At 66.8% G+C, this 16211-nt stretch carries 14 protein-coding genes; 6 read left to right on the top strand and 8 right to left on the bottom strand.

The features are described from left to right. The first annotated feature begins 1 nt into the window (after window position 1). Window positions 2-1375 carry an amidohydrolase family protein gene (locus tag CLD20_RS14560; protein ID WP_224407384.1) on the top strand — a complete coding sequence of 458 codons (1374 nt, stop codon included), beginning with the start codon at window positions 2-4 and terminating at the stop codon, window positions 1373-1375. Between the two features lie 111 nt (window positions 1376-1486). Here the strand turns inward: CLD20_RS14560 and CLD20_RS14555 are convergent, their stop codons facing one another. Further along, a complete protein-coding gene (locus CLD20_RS14555; RefSeq protein ID WP_224407383.1) occupies window positions 1487-1867 on the bottom strand; it encodes a carboxymuconolactone decarboxylase family protein in 381 nt (126 codons plus the stop codon). A 184-nt stretch (window positions 1868-2051) separates the two neighbouring features. After that, window positions 2052-3116 carry a TRAP transporter substrate-binding protein DctP gene (dctP, locus tag CLD20_RS14550; protein WP_224407382.1) on the bottom strand — a complete coding sequence of 355 codons (1065 nt, stop codon included), beginning with the start codon at window positions 3114-3116 and terminating at the stop codon, window positions 2052-2054. Between the two features lie 208 nt (window positions 3117-3324). Between dctP and CLD20_RS14545 the strand changes: the two genes are divergently transcribed. Together CLD20_RS14545 and CLD20_RS14540 are read left to right on the top strand one after the other, a co-directional pair. Beyond that, window positions 3325-5379: a TRAP transporter large permease subunit gene (locus CLD20_RS14545; protein WP_224407381.1), complete on the top strand. Its 2055-nt coding sequence runs from the start codon at window positions 3325-3327 to the stop codon at window positions 5377-5379. A 63-nt stretch (window positions 5380-5442) separates the two neighbouring features. Next, the gene (locus CLD20_RS14540; RefSeq protein WP_224407380.1) at window positions 5443-6357 is read left to right on the top strand and encodes an NAD(P)-dependent oxidoreductase; all 915 of its coding nucleotides are present in this window, start codon (window positions 5443-5445) and stop codon (window positions 6355-6357) included. On the opposite strand, the gene gpmI is transcribed toward CLD20_RS14540, so the two are convergent. The 6 genes from gpmI to CLD20_RS14510 all read right to left on the bottom strand — a co-directional run bounded on the left by gpmI (window position 6354) and on the right by CLD20_RS14510 (window position 13015). Continuing rightward, the gene (gene gpmI / locus CLD20_RS14535; RefSeq protein ID WP_224407379.1) at window positions 6354-7880 is read right to left on the bottom strand and encodes a 2,3-bisphosphoglycerate-independent phosphoglycerate mutase; all 1527 of its coding nucleotides are present in this window, start codon (window positions 7878-7880) and stop codon (window positions 6354-6356) included. The two genes, CLD20_RS14540 and gpmI, sit on opposite strands and share 4 nt — an antisense overlap. A 136-nt stretch (window positions 7881-8016) precedes the next feature. After that, the gene (locus CLD20_RS14530; protein WP_224407378.1) at window positions 8017-8817 is read right to left on the bottom strand and encodes an N-acyl homoserine lactonase family protein; all 801 of its coding nucleotides are present in this window, start codon (window positions 8815-8817) and stop codon (window positions 8017-8019) included. A 229-nt stretch (window positions 8818-9046) separates the two neighbouring features. After that, window positions 9047-9748, bottom strand: a complete 702-nt coding sequence (locus tag CLD20_RS14525) for a GntR family transcriptional regulator (RefSeq protein WP_224407377.1) — start codon at window positions 9746-9748, stop codon at window positions 9047-9049. Between the two features lie 169 nt (window positions 9749-9917). Then, window positions 9918-10715, bottom strand: coding sequence for an SDR family oxidoreductase (locus CLD20_RS14520; protein ID WP_224407376.1), 798 nt, complete (start codon window positions 10713-10715; stop codon window positions 9918-9920). A 59-nt stretch (window positions 10716-10774) separates the two neighbouring features. After that, the gene (locus tag CLD20_RS14515) at window positions 10775-12124 is read right to left on the bottom strand and encodes an MmgE/PrpD family protein (RefSeq protein ID WP_224407375.1); all 1350 of its coding nucleotides are present in this window, start codon (window positions 12122-12124) and stop codon (window positions 10775-10777) included. Between the two features lie 96 nt (window positions 12125-12220). Continuing rightward, window positions 12221-13015, bottom strand: coding sequence for an SDR family oxidoreductase (locus CLD20_RS14510; protein ID WP_224407374.1), 795 nt, complete (start codon window positions 13013-13015; stop codon window positions 12221-12223). A gap of 138 nt (window positions 13016-13153) precedes the next feature. On the opposite strand from CLD20_RS14510, the gene CLD20_RS14505 reads away from it, so the two are divergent. Genes CLD20_RS14505 through CLD20_RS14495 form a run of 3 tightly spaced genes read left to right on the top strand, consistent with a single transcriptional unit; the run spans window position 13154 to window position 16200 of the window. Further along, on the top strand, window positions 13154-13615 hold the full coding sequence (locus CLD20_RS14505) for a tripartite tricarboxylate transporter TctB family protein (RefSeq protein ID WP_224407373.1): 462 nt from the start codon (window positions 13154-13156) through the stop codon (window positions 13613-13615). Between the two features lie 9 nt (window positions 13616-13624). Continuing rightward, complete coding sequence (locus CLD20_RS14500; RefSeq protein WP_224407372.1) at window positions 13625-15157, top strand: tripartite tricarboxylate transporter permease; 1533 nt, start codon at window positions 13625-13627, stop codon at window positions 15155-15157. Between the two features lie 47 nt (window positions 15158-15204). Then, on the top strand, window positions 15205-16200 hold the full coding sequence (locus CLD20_RS14495) for a tripartite tricarboxylate transporter substrate binding protein (protein ID WP_224407371.1): 996 nt from the start codon (window positions 15205-15207) through the stop codon (window positions 16198-16200). The last annotated feature ends 11 nt before the right edge of the window (window positions 16201-16211 follow it).

Here is a 16211-nt window from a genome sequence, read left to right as displayed (position 1 = left end):
TGTGATCGAGAACGGAACCGTCGTCACCGCCACGGACAGCTATTCGGGCACCATCGCCATCTCCGACGGAAAGGTCGCCGCGATCGCCGCGCCCGGCCTGAAACTGCCGGCAGAGAAGACGGTCGACGCGACCGGCCTGCATGTCCTGCCCGGCCTCTGGCACGTCCATTGCCATTTCCGCGAGCCGGGCCACACCTACAAGGAGGATTTCGAGACCGGCACGCGCGCGGCGGCGGCGGGCGGCATCACCTTCTGCATCGACATGACCAACAACACGCCGCATCCGACGACCCTCGACACCTTCGAGGAGAAGAAGGCGATGGTCGCGCCGAAGGCGCATGTCGACTACGCGCTCTATGGCGGCGGGCTCTATCCGAAGACCTGCTCGGAGCTGGTCAAGGCCGGCGCCATCGGCATCAAGATCTTCAACACGCGCCACGTGAAGGAGGTCTATCCCTACATCACCGAGCTCGGCGTGCTCGATCACGGCATCCTCTACGAGCTCTACGAGGCGATCGCCGAGACCGGCGTCGTCGGCTCCGTCCATCACGACGACACCGAATGGGTGAAGCGCCTCACCTTCCGGGATTTCATCGACAAGGGGGCGACCAGCAATGCCGACTACATGGATGCCTACGAGAAGGGCTACATGTACGGCCACGGCATGGTCGCCGGGCTGGCAAGCTCGCTCTACTATGCGCGCCTGACCGGCCTGCGCCTGCATGTCCTGCATCTCGGCGTCATGCCGGTCGGCGCCTACGAGCTTCTCCATCACGCCAAGCACGACCTCGGCCAGGACGTGACCGCCGAGCTTGAGACGGCCGCGCTGTTCATGAACCGCGAGCAGGCCGAGAAGGTGGGCCCCGCCTCCTATCTCTGGGCCGTGGCGCCCGAGGCCGGCTGGGAGAGCGTCCGCAACGGCGTCGCCGACTTCCTCGTCGGCGAGCATGCGCCGCATTCGATCGAGGACATCGCCGATGGCTGGGAGGACAATTTCTCCGTCCCGCTCGGTATCACCGGCGCGCAGGAATTCATCCCGCTCCTCCTCAACGCCGTCAACGAGGGCAGGCTCAGCCTTTCCGACGTGGTGCGCTTCTGCGCCCTCGCGCCGGCGCAGCGCTTCGGCATCTATCCGAAGAAGGGCGCGCTGGAGATCGGCTCGGACGCCGACGTCACCATCGTCGATCTTCACAAAGAGACGGTCTTCCGCAAGGAGGACATGCATTCCAAGGCCGCGATGACCTCGTGGGAAGGGATGAAGGCGAAGGGCATGCCGGTCTACACCATCGTGCGCGGCGGCATCGTGATGGACAATGGCAGGATCCTCGGCGAGCCCGGCTACGGTGCCTTCACGCCCGGTATCGCGGCCGCCTGAGGAGGGGAGGGCGCCGGTCCGTTGGCTCCTTCCTACCTTCGCTCTCAAAAAAAGGCCCTGCCGGAGCTTTGACCTCCGGCAGGGCTCTTCTTTCGCCAGAAGCGGGGCTTGCTAGAGAAGACCCTTTTCGCCGAGCACCTTGCGGGCGATGCGGAAGCATTCCACCGCGCAGGGAACGCCGGCATAGATGCCGACGACATGGATGGCCGCGCGGATCTGCTCCTTGCTGACGCCATTATTGAGCGCGCCGCGGCAGTGCGTCTCCCATTCATGCAGGCGCCCGAGGGCGCCGAGCATGGCGAGGTTCATCAGGCTGCGGGTCTTCGGATCGATGCTTTCGTCGCCCCAGCCGAAACCCCAGCACCAGGCGGTCATCTCTTCCTGAAAGGGCCTGCTGAAATCGTCGGCGGAGGCGAGGTTGTTTTCCACGTACTCGGCGCCGAGCGTGCTCTTGCGTTTGGCAAGGCCTTTTTCGAACAGCTTTTCATCCATGTGCAGTCACCTTTCGAGATCGCCGGCTATTCCGGCATGTCTGGGCAGGACGGAGGCGGCGCCCGAGCGGCGATCGCTCTGACGCCGAACCCGGCGTATGTGTCGAAGTCTGCCCGCGCCGCGTCTGCCTGGATCGCGGGCAGCGGGAGGGTGCCCCGGCGCGGGCGCCGGGGCAGAGGGGTGCTTACTTTCCGAGAACCTCGCGCGCATGCGCCACATAGGCCTTGCCGTCGAAGCCCAGCGTCTCGGCGCGGTCGTAGAACTGCTGATAGGAAGCCTCGGAGTATTCCGGCGCGGTGACGCGGTCGACCTCCGACTGGGGCGCGGTCCAGAGCTCGATGCCCTCCGACTTCATATTGTCGACGGCCTCGTTCACATGGCTGTAGAAATTGTAGAGCGCCTCATGCTCCAGGTCGTCCATCTCGGCCTTGATGGCGGTGCGGAGATCCTCCGGGATTTCTTCCCAGGCATCTTTGTTGATGATGATCACCCAGCCGGTGATCGGGCCGATCTTCCAGTTCTGCACGTTCTTGGCGAGGCGCCAGTATTCCTGGCCGTTGCCGTAGCAGGTGGAGGTGAAGACGCCGTCGATCACGCCGCGCTCCAGCGCCGGCGCGACTTCCGATAGCGGCAGCGGCGCGGGCTTGGCGCCGATGGCCTCCATCAGGGCGGCCGTCTGCGGGTTGTGCACCCTCAGCTTCTTGCCCTTGAAGTCCTCCAGCGTGTGGATCGGCTCCTTGGAGAAGAGGGCCTGGCTGCACCAGGCGCCCTCGGCGAGAACGACGGAATTCCACTGCTCTTCCCAGAGCTTCTCCACGTCCGCGCACCAGAACGCCTCGCAGAGATAGGTGTACTCGGCCATGTTGTTGATCAGGCCGGGCAGGTTGAAGATGCCCATCCTGGGCTCCTCGCCGGCGAGATAGGTGTGCAGCGCGCCGGACATCGGCACGCGCCCGTCGCGCACGGCGGCGGTGATCTGCGTGCCGCCGACGAGCGAATCGTTGAGCGTTACCTTCACCTTGCCGCCGGTGGCGCGCTCCACGCGTTCCGGCACCTCCTGCATCATCTTCAGATAGAGCGAGTTCGGCGAGGGCAGGATGCCCATGGTGAGGTCGAAATCCTGCGCCTTCGCCGGCGCGTGAAGCGACAGGGCGAAGGTGGCCGCAAGGCCCGCGGCGACGAGCGCGCCGGCAGCGCGGCGCGGGCGCCGCTGATGCCGGTCGGTTGGGTTGAAAAGTCTCTCCAGCATGATCGGAAAATCCTCCCGTGTACGTAGTCTTGTCGGGCGGTGGGCGCCTCGCCGGCTGGCGGAGGCGTGTCGCCTTATTCAATCATACAATCATACGTGATCATTGCAGGCAAGAGATGCCGGTGCTAGGTTCCGCCCGAAATCTCGGCGGGCAACGCCGAACTGCCGCGGCCCACCGGTGCGGCAAGACGATTCCGGGAGTGAAAGCATGGGTTTGACGGAGGCGAGGGCGGAGCATCATGGGCCTCGTGCGCCTGCTGCCCGGACCGTCCGTGTCATCGATCTGATCAGCGATGTCACCGGCGTTGCGAGCGCCATCGGCCTGTTGGTGATGACCTCCATCGTCTGCTTCGAGGTCTTCTCCCGCTACGTCCTCAACGAGCCGACCTACTGGGGCAGCGACATCGCCACCTACATCCTGGTCGGCATGACCTTCATGGGTCTCGCCCAGGCGCAGAAGCGGGGAGACCATGTCCAGGTCGAGCTGCTCGTCGCCACGCTCGACGACGCCTGGCGGCGGCGTGTCGACATCTTCGCCAACTGGCTCGGGCTGCTCTTCGTCCTGATTGCCGGCTGGCAGATGGCGCTCTTCAACGTCGAGGAATTCGTCAACGACACGCGCGACTGGGGCCTGCTGTCGACGCCACAATGGATTCCCGAGCTCCCGGTCACCCTCGGCTACGTCACCTTCGCGCTCGCCATTCTCGGCGACATCCTGCGGCACAGCCGGCCGCACCGGCTCTTCGCCGTGCTGGGCCCGCTTCTGCTCTTGGCGCTGGTGGCGGCGCTCTTCTGGTTCGGCGTGCACCCGCCGCGCTATGCCGGCATGCGCCTCGACGCCGGCGCGATCGCCATTCTCGCCGTGGCCCTTGCCGGCGTTCTCCTCGTCAACGGGCCGCGCATGTTCCTCGCCGTCGCCGCGGCCGCCTTCGCCCTGGGCCTCGTCTACTGGTTCGCCAAAGGCTCGCCGCTTCTCCTCGTCAGCCTCCTTCTGGTGGGAACGCTCCTGATTCTTCTCACCGTCGGCGTCAGGGTCGGCCTCACCCTCGGCATCGTCGGCCTGCTCGGCCTTCTCTTCCTTCTGCCGAGCCCGCTTCTGTCCGTTCTCGCCGAGCGCTCCTGGAACAGCGTCAACACCTTCACCCTGACGGCGGTGCCGATGTTCGTCCTCATGGGCGCGCTGCTCATCCGCTCGGGCGTGACACGCGAGATGTTCGACGCGCTCACCAAGTGGTTCGGCCGCACGCCTGGCGGCGTCGCGCATGCCGCGATCGGCGCCTCGGCCGTCTTCGCCGCCGTCTCCGGCTCCAGCCTCGCCACGGCCGCCACCATGGGCAAGGTCGCCTGTCCGGAGATGATCCGCCGGGGCTACAGCGAGCGCCTCACCTTCGGCGCCGTCGCCGCCGGCGCCACGCTCGGCATCCTGATCCCGCCGAGCATCGCCATGATCATCTACGGCACCACGGTCGGCGTGCCGGTAACGCAGCTCTTCCTCGCCGGCATCCTGCCGGGCGTGCTCCTCAGCCTCGCCTTCATGGCCGTCATCGGCGCCTGGTCGCTGGTGCGCCCGGAGGCGACGCCGGCGGGCGAGCCGTATCCGCTGAAGGACAAGCTGCGCGGCTCGCTCTCCGTCCTGCCTTTCGTCGTGGTCATTCTCGTCGTGCTCGGCTCGCTCTATGCCGGCGTTGCGACCCCGACCGAGGCGGGCGGCGTCGGCGCGGCGGCCTCGCTCGTCATCTGCCTTCTGCGCGGCATGCTGAGCCCGCGCGCGCTCTATGCCATCGCCATGGAGACGATCCGCGTCACCTCCTTCCTGCTCCTCATCGTCGTTGGCGCGGCGATCATGAGCTGGGTTTTCGACTTCCTGCGCATCCCGCGCACCTTCGTCAGCGCCGTAGAGGCGGCCGATCTCGCACCCTGGCTGGTCATGCTGATCATGGCCGGCATCTACGTCGTGCTCGGCATGTTCATCGAATCCATCTCCATGATGCTGATGACCCTGCCGGTGACCTTCCCGATCATCGTCTCGCTCGGGCTGGATCCGATCTGGTTCGGCGTGGCGCTGGTCATCATGATCGAGATCGGCCTCGTCACGCCGCCGGTCGGCATCGTGCTCTTCATCCTGCGGGGGGTCGGGGAGAAGGTGCCGCTGCGCGAGATCGTCTACGGCGTCCTGCCTTTCATCGGCGTCCTGCTCGCCCTGCAGGTGCTGTTCTACTTCGTACCCGAGATCGTCACCTGGCTGCCCGAACAGGCGAAATAGCGCCACCGAAGGCGCGCGCCCGGCCCGGCGGTCTCCGACAAGCACAAGAGAAAGGACTAACGCATGGCACGACCCACGCTCGGAATGATCGGCATCGGCCGGATGGGCGATCCGATGGCCCGCCGGCTCCTGGAGGCCGGCTATGCCGTCACCGTCCTCGACACGAATGCCGAGGCCATCGGCCGGCTGAAGGAGGCGGGCGCGACGGCCGGCGAAAGCCCTGCCGATGTGGCGGCCCGCAGCGATGTCACGTTCCTCTCCCTGCCGACGCCGGACATCGTCGACAAGGTGGCCTTCGGCAAGAACGGCATCGCCTCGGCCGAAACGCCGGCCGGAAAGACGGTCGTCGACCTCTCCACCACCGGACCGGAGGGCGCCCGCGCGCTGGCGAAGGGCCTCGGCGAGGCCGGCTTTACCGTCGTCGATTGTCCGGTGAGCGGCGGGGTCGGAGGCGCCGAAAAGGGCACGCTGGCGCTGATGGCCTCCGGCGAGGAAGCCGCCTTCGAGCGCCTGAAGCCCATCTTCGAGGTGCTCGGGCGTCCGTTCCATGTCGGGCCGGAGCCCGGCATGGGCCAGATGACCAAGGTGATCAACAATCTCCTCTCCGTCACGGCGCTGGCCGCCACGTCGGAGGCGCTGGTGCTCGGCACCAAATCCGGCCTCGACCCGGAGATCATGGTGGAGGTGTTCAACGTCAGCAGCGGCCAGAACAGCGCCAGCCTGACGAAGATTCCGAAATTCGTCCTGACGCGCACGTTCGATTTCGGCTTCGCGCTCGGCCTCAGCGACAAGGACCTCCGCCTGTGCATGCAGCAGGCCGACGCCGTCGGCGTGCCCATGCCGATCGGCAGCTCCGTGCGCGAATATATCAAGATCGCCCGCGCGCGGCTCGGAGCCGACGCCGATCTCACCCAGATCATTCAGCCGATGGAGGAATGGTCCGGCGTGACCGTGGCAGGCAAGGCGGCGTCGCGCTAGTCGTCGAAGGCGGCGAGCGAGGCGCCCGTCATCGCCGCCGGCTGCTCGATTCCCATCAGGGCGAGCAGCGTCGGGGCGAGGTCGGCCAGCTTGCCGTCCGACAGGCGCGCCGGCCGCGGCGATACCAGCACGACCGGCACCGGGTTGAGCGTATGCGCGGTGTGCGGGCCGCCCGTTTCAGGATCGATCATCGTCTCGCAATTGCCGTGGTCGGCGGTGAAGAGGAGCGAGCCGCCGCGCTCGCGAATGGCAGCCTCGATCCGGCCGAGCGCCTGATCGACCGTCTCCACCGCGGTGATCGCCGCCGGAAGGCTTCCGGTGTGGCCCACCATGTCGGGATTGGCGTAGTTGACGACGAAGAGGTCGTAGCTGTCGCTGTCGATGGCAGCGAGCAGCTTTTCGGTCAGCTCCGGTGCCGACATTTCCGGCTGGAGGTCGTAGGTCGCGACCTTGGGGGAGGGGACCATCAGCCGGTCCTCGCCCTCGAAGGGCGTTTCCTCGCCGCCGTTGAGGAAATAGGTCACGTGCGGGTATTTTTCGGTCTCGGCCATGTGCATCTGGCGCCGGCCCGCCTTTGAGACCGTCTCGCTGAGCCCGTCCGCAAGCGTCTGCGGCTCAAAGAGCACCTGCATGTCCCCTTCCAGCTCGCCGCCATAGGCGACCATGCCAACGGCGGCCGCAAAATCGACTGTCCGGCCGCGCTCGAAGCCGTCGAAGCCGCTGAGCAAGAGGGCGCCGAGGATCTCGCGCACCCGGTCGGAGCGGAAGTTGAAGCAGACAAGGGCGTCGCCGTCCTTCATGCCGGAATAGTCGCCGACGACGCTGGGCGTGATGAACTCGTCGGTCTCGCCATTCTTCAGCGCCGCGCGCACCGCCCCGCGCGCCGAGCCGGCGGCGATGCCCTTGCCGTGCACCATCGCGTCATAGGCGAGTTTCACGCGGTCCCAGCGCTTGTCGCGGTCCATCGCATAGTAGCGTCCGCTGACGGTGGCGATCCGCGCGCCCTCCGGCAGCGCCTTTTCCAGATCCGCCAGATACTCGTCGGCAAGCTGGGGGGCGGTGTCGCGGCCATCGGTGAAGGCGTGCAGGCGGCACGTCACGCCCGCTTCGGCGAGAATTCGCGCCAAAGCCGCGGCATGGTCCTGATGCGAATGCACGCCGCCCGTCGAGACGAGCCCGAGGATATGGCAGACGCCGCCGCTGGCGCGAAGCCGCTCGGCAAGGCCGGTCGCTCCGAGCCGGCTGGCGAGGTCGCCGGTCTTGATCGCATGGTCGATGCGCGGCAGTTCCTGCATGACGACGCGGCCGGCGCCGATGTTGAGGTGGCCGACTTCCGAATTTCCCATCTGCCCTTCGGGCAGGCCGACTGCCGGCCCGCAGGTCGTCAGGAAGGCGTGTGGGCAGGTCTCGTAGAGCCGGTCGAAATTGGGCGTCTTCGCCTGCCGCACCGCATTGCCTTCCTCTTTCTCGCTCCAGCCGAAGCCGTCTAGGATGAGAAGCATGGTGGGCGTATGCGCGGGCATGGGGAAATTCTCCGGGAAGCGATGGCGATGCGGACGATCGATGCGGCGATATCAGACTTCGGCCGCGGCTTCACGCCATCGGGGCCGAAAGAATGACGTCCGGGCTGCGTAAGGGCGCCGCGGCGGCGCGTTTTTTCTATTCTGCCGGGTCGGCGTCGAGCCGCACGACGACGCCTTCGAGACCAGGGGCGGCGGCCGGATAGCGCTTGAGGACCAGCGGGTCGTGTCCCGGGATGACGGCGCTCGGCTCGCTCGCCAGCCCGTAGATGCGGTTGTAGCCTTCCAGCGTCTCGGCAAGGCTGTGCAGGACCGGAAAGGCGCGGCCCTCTTCCATGTTGGCGTAGAAATGGCTGGCGTCGGAGGCGACCACGAGCCAGCCGCGGCGCGTCCACACGCGCACCACCTGCAGGCCTTTGCTGTGGCCGCCGACATGATGGAGGCTGATGCCGGGCGCGAGCTCCTCGTCGCCGTCGTGGAAGCTCACCCGCCCGGCGAAGACCTTGCGCACCATGGCGACGACGTCTTCCTCCTCGAAGGGAATGCGCAGGCCCGCATGGCACATGCAACGGCCCGTCGCGTAGGCCATCTCGATGTCCTGCAGATGGAACCTGGCCCTGGGGAAGAGGTCGTAATTGCCGCAATGATCGTAATGCAGATGGGAGATGACGACGTCCTCGATCGCGGCCGCGTCGATGCCGATCGTCTTCAGCCCCTCGGCCGGCGAGCGCAGGAACTGCCGGTCGCGCTTGACGCTCATCGGCTGGTCGAAGCCGGTATCGACGATGAAGGTGCGGCCGTTGCCGCGGATCGCCCAGACGAAATAGTCGAGCGGCATCGGCCCGTCGTGCAGGTCTCCGCCGATGAAGTTGTGGCTGGCCATCTGCTGCGGATTGTGCGCGTAGCGAACGGCATAGACCTCATAGGGCTCGAGCGGCATTGTCGGTCATCCTCCTGTGCGGGAACGCGGCGTCTGGCGCCATTTCTTCGCCCGGCGTCTGAGCCCGCTTCGGGGCATTGGGCTCAGATTTCGGCTGTCGCGCTCCGGTCGTTTCCCTTGGTTCTAGGAATTATATGACCATCATACAATCAAGACGGTGCTGCCGGCTGGAGAAATCGCCTGAAGAATCGTGCCGGGAAGGGGACGGGCGGGACTACCGGCCGCCGGTTCACTTCGCCGCGGCGGGCTCGGCATTGTCCATGGAGAAGGTGGTCATGGCCGCGGCTGCCGCGCGCCGCACATGCTCCATGGCGAGGGTTCTCGCCTTGTCGCCCGATCGGGCTTCGAGCGCGGTCACCAGCGCTTCCAGCTCGTGCAGGCTCTTCGGCCAGCGGTTGGGCGTCTGCAGCGAGCGGCGGCGCAGCAGCATGGCGCGCGAGTTGAGCATGTGCAGCGACTTGCCGAGCGCCTCGTTGCCGGTGCCGCCGATCAGGACCTCGTAGAACCTGTTCTTCGCCGCGAGCCGGCTGCTCACGTCGCTCGCCGATTTCAGCTCCTCGAAGGCGGCGCGCAGCGCCTGGCGCTCGGCTGCGGAGGCTTCCTCGGCGAAAAGCTGTGCCGCCAGCCCTTCCAGCACCTCGCGCACCTGATAGACGCCGAGCGCCTGCGCCGCGGTGATCTGCGAGACGATGGGGCCGCGATGCGCCACGACCTCGATCAGGCCTTCCGATTCGAGCTGGCGCAGCGCTTCGCGCACGAGCGTGCGGCTGACGCCGGTCATCTCGCACAAATCGCGCTCCGGCATCCGTTCTCCGGGCGCGAACCGGCCGGCCGCGATCGCCTGACGAATGCTCTCGGTGACCCCGTGCCGAAGCGTGGCGGCGGGGCGGGGCACGAGAAACTGTTCGTCGCTCAACTTGGCTTGGCTCATCGGTAAAAGGCTTTCCCGTCTGTCCCAGCTCGCGCTCGCGCACGAATCGCAAGTGCTGCGTGCACGGACCACGAAGTTGCCCTCATCCTATCTCTTGGACAATTCGGCTGTCTATCTGACTACGGTAAAATTGTACTATTGTCGTATTAATATCGTGACGCAGAAGCCGTCATTTCGCGAGCCAGCCACCGTCGATGGGCAGGACCGTGCCCGTGATGTCGGCCGCAGGCGGGGTGCACAGGAAGACGGCGAGCGCTCCCACATGCTCCATCTCCACGAAGCGCCCCGTGGCGCTGCGCGCGCTGGCATAGTCGCGCGACAACGCCTCGACGGATTCGCCCTTGTCGCGCGCGAGCCCCTCGATGCGCTTCATGATCGCCGGCGTCGGCACGGAGCCGGGGCAGATGGCGTTGCAGGTGACGCCGCTCGGCCCGGTCTCCACGGCGATGGCGCGCGTCATGCCGATGAGGGCCGTCTTGGTGGTGACGTAGTCGATGCGGTTCTCCGCGCCGCGCCAGCCGTAATAGGAGGAGAGGTTGATGATGCGGCCCCAGCCGCGTTTCTTCATCCCCGGCAGGGCATGGCGCACCGCATGGAAGGCGGCGTTGAGGTTCACCGTGACGGAGGCCTCCCAGTTGCCGGGGCTGAAATCCTCGATCGGCGAGAAGTGCCGCACGACGGCGTTGTTGACGAGGATGTCGACGGCGCCGAAGCGCTCCGAGGCCGCGCCGATCATGCGCCCGATCTCCGCTTCGTGGCGGAGATCGGCCGGGTCGAAGACGGCTGCGACGCCGTGCTTTTCAGCCAAAGCCGCCGCGGCGGCTTCCCCTTCGCTCGCCTCGCAGAGGCCGTTGAGGACGATATTCGCCCCCGCCGCGGCGAAGGCTTCGGCGAGCGCATGGCCGAGGCCGCCCTGCGCCGAGCCCGTGATGAGGGCGCATCTGTCCTTCAGGATGTCGGCAAACATGGTTCCTCCGCAAACATGGTTCTTCCAGTGTGTGTCCGGCGCGCTTTCGCCGCCGCGTCCTAGGATGCGAGCGCGGCAAGCCGCATGATCTCGCCCGCATCCTCGGCCGTATCGATGTTCCAGATGGCTTCGGCGAGCCGGCGCGTATCCCTGGCAAATCCGACGAGCCGGGCCGCATCGGCAAGCTTTGCCTCCAGCTGCGCATTGCTGAGCGGGTTGCGGGCCGAGCCGAGTGCCGCGCGGATCTCGCGCTTCAGTTCGCGCCCGTCGCGGGTGCGCACCAGAAGGTCGATCGAGGCGATGTCGCGGCCCGGCTCGTCGTGGAAGGCGAGCTTGGGCCGCCCCGCCTTCAGCGTCTCCGCCGCGGCTTCGTCGGAGAACTCGGCAAGGCCCGCGCGTCCGCGCAGGAGAACGATCGCGATCGCATGCTGTGCGCTCACCTGCGTCGCGCGGCCGGTATCGACCTCCGCCCGGTCGGTGCGCTGGCGAAGGAGGGGATGGCCGGTCACCTCCATCGCCTCGATATCCTCGAGCTTCAGCCCATCCTCTTCGCGCAGGAGAAGGCAAGCATCTATGACCGGATTGAGGACGACGCCGACCGGATAGGGCTTGTAGGTGTTCCTGGCGATCTCCCATTCGCTGCCGAGCCCGTCGGTCAGGGCCGTGGGGGAGGGGTCGTCGGCATAGACCTTGAGATAGCCGCGCTCGCCGGTGAGAGGCGCCGCCGGGCCGGTGAGACCGTCGCGGGCGAGGAGCGCGGACAGGAGCCCGTTGCGGGCCGCGCCGCCGACGCTGATGCTCTTCGCCATCGTCCCGAGGCCTTCCACCAGGCCCGATGATTGCACTGCCGCGGCGCTGAAGGCTTCCAGCATCTCCTCGCCCGACAGGCCGAGCAGGGAGCCTGTGCCGGCCGCCGCGCCGAAGACCCCGCAGGTGGAGGTGATGTGCCAGCCCCGCGCGTAATGGTAGGGCGTCAGCGCGTTGCCGATCCGGCATTCGATCTCGCCGCCGATGACGAAGCCCTTCAGCACCTGCGCCCCCGTCAGGCGGGCCGTTTCGGCATGGGCGAAGAGGCTGGCGAAGACGGTCGCGGCGGGATGGATGATCGTCGCCTCGTGGGTGTCGTCGAAATCGAAGACGTTGGCGCCCATCGCATTGACGAAGGCGGCCGTCGGCGCGTCGACGCGCTCGCTGCGCCCGGCAAGGCTCGCCTCCGCGCGCGAGGAAAAGGGCAGCAGCGTCCTGACCGCCACCTCCACGGCCGGCTCGCGGCTTCCCGCGAGCGCCGTGGCGAAGATGTTGACGAGCGAGCGCTTCGCCTCGTCGAGGACGGGGCCGGGAATATCGCCGATCTGTAGGTCGGCGGCGAACCGGGCAAGTTCCGCCTCGGCGCTGGAAGGATCATGCATCTCGTTTCCTCTCGCTCGGCATCCGGCTCTTCGCGGCCGCGCCGTATGTCTGGATTTCCGGGCCCGGAACTGGCGAATGCCATGCCGGGCACGTGGTCAGATCCCCGGGGTGGCGCCGCCATCGACCACGATCGTGGCGCCGTGGATGTAGGAGGCTTCCTGCGAGCAGAGGAAGAGCACCGCGGCCGCGATGTCGCCCGGCTTGCCGAAGCGGCCGATGCCGTATTCCTGGCGAAGACGCTCGCGCGCTTCTGCTTCCGGCAGGCCTTCCCGTTCGCCGAGCGCATGGATGCGGTCCGTCAGCCGGTCCGTCTCGATATGGCCGGGGCACAGGCAGTTGATGCGGATGCCCTCGTGGAGGCCACGCGCCGCAATCGCCTTGGTGAAGTTGACGAGCGCGCTGTTCACCGGCCCGCCGATGGTGAATTCGGCGACGGGAGTCTGCGCCCCGATGCCGGAAATGTTGACGATGGCGCCCCCGGCGCGCGCCAGATGCGGCCAGGCGCTGCGGCAGAAGCGGACCGTGGCGTGATATTTCAGGGCGAAACCCGCCAGATGATCCTCGTCCGGCAGGGCGAGGAAGTCGCCGCGCTTCGTCGCCCCGGCATTGTTGACGAGGATGTCGATGCGGCCGAAACGGGCAAGGGCCGCCTCCACGACGCGTTGCGGCTCGCCCGTCTGGGAAAGGTCCGCTGCCACCGCGAGCGCATCCGGGGCGCCTTCGCTCCGCGCCGCCGCGGCCACCTCGTCCAGCGCCGCGCCGTCGCGCGCCGTCACCACGGGCCGCACGCCCTTTGCGGCGAAAGCAAGCGCGATCGCCCGGCCGAGGCCCCGGCTCGCCCCCGTGACGATCGCGACACGCTCTTCGCTTGTGGCTCCGTCGCCTCCCATGCCTGCTCCATTATGATTGTAGTATTGACTTACGATTATCGTCCTATACGGTGCCCCCAAGACCGGTGCAAGTCGATCGTACGCCGGCAAGGGCCGTTACAAAGGCCCGACAGGGAGAACGCGTGGGAGGGTGGCTCCATGGACAGGGCTGACCTCATCGGGGGCATGGCCATTACGGCCATCGGCCTGCTGATGATCTTCGTGATCATCCCGGCAACTACCGTGGATGGCATGTATTTCGGCCTTGCGCCGACTTTCTTTCCGACCTTGCTTGCCGCCTGCATCACCGTTTGCGCGGCAGGGCTTGTGGCGCAGTCGCTCTATCGCATGCGCCACGGCATCCTGCGCAGCGCCGCGCGGCGCCGGGTGGCGCTGTCGCGCTGGAAGCTTTTGATGTTCCTGCTCGCCTCGGCCATCGCCCTCGGCGGCGTCCTGGTCATCGACTGGTTCGGCATCTTGATCGGCGGCCCGGTGCTGATCGGGACCTTCATGATCTTCCTCGGCGAGCGCAGTCCTCTGCGGGTTCTCCTGACGGCGACGCTGCCGGTCGGCTTCATCTACGTGCTTGCCCTGCACGTGCTCGGCACACCCGTCCCGTGAGGCGAGCCCTTGCTTGAGAATCTGACCGCCGCAGCGGGGGATATCCTTACTCCTCTCGTCATCGCCTATATCGTCATCGGCGTCCTGCTCGGCTACATCGTCGGCGCGCTGCCAGGCATGAACCGCACGACGGCGATCGCCGTCTCCCTGCCTTTCACCTTCACCATGTCGCCGGCCGCGGCCCTTTCCTTCCTGATCGGGATCAACAAGGGCGGCGCCGCCGGGGCGGCCGTCTCGGCGATCCTGCTCAACGTGCCTGGCGAGCCTTCCAGCGTCGTCACCACCTATGACGGCTATGCGATGACCAAGGCCGGCAAGGCGCAGAAGGCGCTCAAGGTCGCGCTCCTGGCCTCCGTCGCCGGCGACGTCTTCGCCACCATCGTCCTCATTCTGCTTGCCCGTCCGATCGCCCGCTTCGCCATCGGCCTCGGCCCGATCGAGCTTGCCTCGATCCTGATCTTTTCCATGACCTTCATCGCCGCCGTCGCCGGCGATTCCTTCCTGAAGGCCATGATCGCCGGCTTCCTCGGCCTGCTTCTTTCCACCCCCGGCATCGACATCGAGACGGGCATGCCGCGCCTCACCTTCGGCATGCTGCAGCTCTATGACGGCGTGCCGCTGCTCGCCGTGGCGATCGGCACGCTGGCGCTGTCGGAAATCCTCGTGCAGATCGACGAGGGCTGGCGGGGCGACCATCGCTATCCGCGCCCGCCCGACGACACCGGCACCAAGGCGGACCGGGCGCTCAGCTTCCGGGAGATCAGGCAGATCACGCCTTCCGTGGTGCGGGGATCGCTGGTCGGCACCTTCATCGGCCTCCTGCCGGGGCTCGGGGCGACGCTCGCCTCGTTCCTCTCCTACACCTGGGTCCGCCGCGCCTCGAAGACGCCGGAAGCTTTCGGCAAGGGCGCGCCGGAGGGGGTCGCCGCCTCCGAATCGGCCGACAACGCCACCGTCCCGGCCGCGCTCATCCCCGTCTTCGCCATCGGCGTGCCGGGCAGTCTTTCCACGGCTCTCCTGATGGGTGCCTTCATGATGCACGGGCTGACGCCGGGGCCCTTCCTTTTCAAGGAGAGCGGCAACGTCGTCTTCTCGATCTATATCGGCATGATCCTCGCCTCGGTCGCGCTTCTCGGCGTCGGCTTCTTCGGCCAGCGCATCTTCAGCCTGGTCATCCGGGTGCGAGAGAGCGTCATCCTGCCAGTGATCGTCTTTCTGTGCGTCGTCGGCGCCTACATGGAAGGCGGCGGCATGTTCGGCGTCTATCTGATGCTGATCTTCGGCCTCGTCGGCTACTTCATGAAGAAGTTCGACTACTCCTTCGTGACCTTCGTCGTCGGCTACGTGCTCGGCCCGATGGCGGAGCTGACCATCCGCCAGTCGCTGATCCTGTCGAATTCCGACCCGCGTATTCTGCTCTCTCACCCGATCGCCATCGTGTTCCTGGTGCTCGCCGGCCTGTCGATCTGGCGCTTCGCCATCGCCGGGGCCCGCTCGATGCGGATGGAGACCTCTCCTTCCGCCAAGGAACAGCAGACCTGACCGACTGCCAAAAAACCAAGACCTGAACCAGAAAGGGAGGAACGAGAATGAAAATCCTAGACAGAAGGCGCACACCCCGCCGGCGCATGGCGGCGGCGATCCTGGGCGCGGCCGCGCTCCTGACCGTGGCCGGCGCGCCCGCCATGGCACAGGACTGGCCGCAGGATGCCGTCACGGTCGTCGTCGCCTATCCCGCCGGCGGCGGCACCGACACGGCCATTCGCGCCATGACGGACATCATCTCCGAAAAGCTCGGCCAGCCGATCCTCGTGCAGAATGTCGGCGGGGCCGGCGGCGGCGTCGCGGCGGCCCAGGTGGCGAAGGCAAAGCCCGACGGCTACACGCTGCTCGCCACCAACTCGACTTCCATCACGCTCGCCCCGCTCGTCCAGAACATGCTCTACGACATGGACGATTTCGAGCATGTGGCGATCCTCGGCGCGTTCCAGAACGCGGTCTTCGCCAACAAGGACAAGCCCTTCAACACGCTCGACGAGCTCGTCGCCATCGCCAAGAAGGAAGGCCGGCCGGTGACCTTCGCCAGCCAGCTCGCCATCGATCGCCTCCTTATGCAGTACATCGCCAAGGAGCGTGGCTTCGAGCTGCGGCCTCTGCCCGTCAGCGGCGGCAGCGGTGCCGTCCAGGCCGTTCTCGCCGGCGATGTGGATCTCTCCTTCTCCGGCGGTTCTTGGGCCCCCATCGTGGCGGCGGGCGACGCCAAGGCGCTCTTCGCCGCCTCCCATGAGCGGCTGAAGCGCGCTCCGGACCTCGTCTCCATGAAGGATCTCGGCTTCACCTTCGGCGTGACGTCCCACATCTCGCTGCATGCGCCGGCTGGCACGCCCGCCGATGTGATGGAGAAGATCGCGGCCGCCTTCGAGCCGGCGGTCGCCGGAACGATGGCCCAGAATGTCGGCGACAAGCGCAACATGGACATGACCTTCCAGGGCCATGAAGCCGCTGTCGCGACGATGCAGAAGGAACGCGAGACCTACGAGCAGCTCATCGAGGTTGTCGGCGAGGACGCCAACAAGGCCAACTGACCCGACTGTTC

It is taken from the genome of Afifella sp. IM 167 (assembly GCF_020144925.1).
Lineage (GTDB): Bacteria > Pseudomonadota > Alphaproteobacteria > Rhizobiales > Afifellaceae > Afifella.
This window is presented reverse-complemented; position numbering and strand designations above follow the sequence as displayed.